Annotated in this window: 1 protein-coding gene; it reads right to left on the bottom strand. The window is 68.0% G+C overall.

Annotated elements, in window-relative coordinates:
• A partial coding sequence (locus F6S12_RS32935) for an ABC transporter permease (RefSeq protein WP_315870013.1) occupies nucleotides 1-456 on the bottom strand: 456 nt, incomplete at both ends.

Below are 456 nucleotides of genomic sequence, written 5' to 3'. Positions count from 1 at the left end.
CGCCGATCAGCAGCACCATGGCCATCAGTTCCGAATAGGCCAGGCGGTCCCGGGTGTCGAGGATGAAGTAGCCCAGGCCGGCGCTGACCCCAAGCATTTCGCAGGGCACCAGGACGATCCACAAGATGCCGATGGACAGCCGTACCCCGGTCAGCACATGCCCCAGCACCCCGGGCAGGATCACCTTGCGCAGGGTCTCCCAGCGGGTGGCGCTGAGGCTGCGGCTCAGTTGCAGCCAGCGCGGGTCCAGCTGGCGCACGCCGGCCGCGGTGTTGAGCAGGATCGGCCACAGCGCGGCGAACGCCAGGAGGAAGTAGATCGGCTGGTCCCCTACCCCCATCAGCATCACCACCACCGGCATCCAGGACAGCGGCGAGATCATCCGCAGAAACTGGAACGCCGGGGTGGTGGCTGCCTCCAGGTGCCGGTAGCTGCCCACCAGCAGGCCCAGGGGCA

It is taken from the genome of Pseudomonas sp. JV245A, from assembly GCF_032424515.1.
Classification (GTDB): domain Bacteria; phylum Pseudomonadota; class Gammaproteobacteria; order Pseudomonadales; family Pseudomonadaceae; genus Aquipseudomonas; species Aquipseudomonas protegens.
Note: the sequence above shows the minus strand (reverse complement) of the source record. Positions and strands in the feature narration are given on the sequence as shown.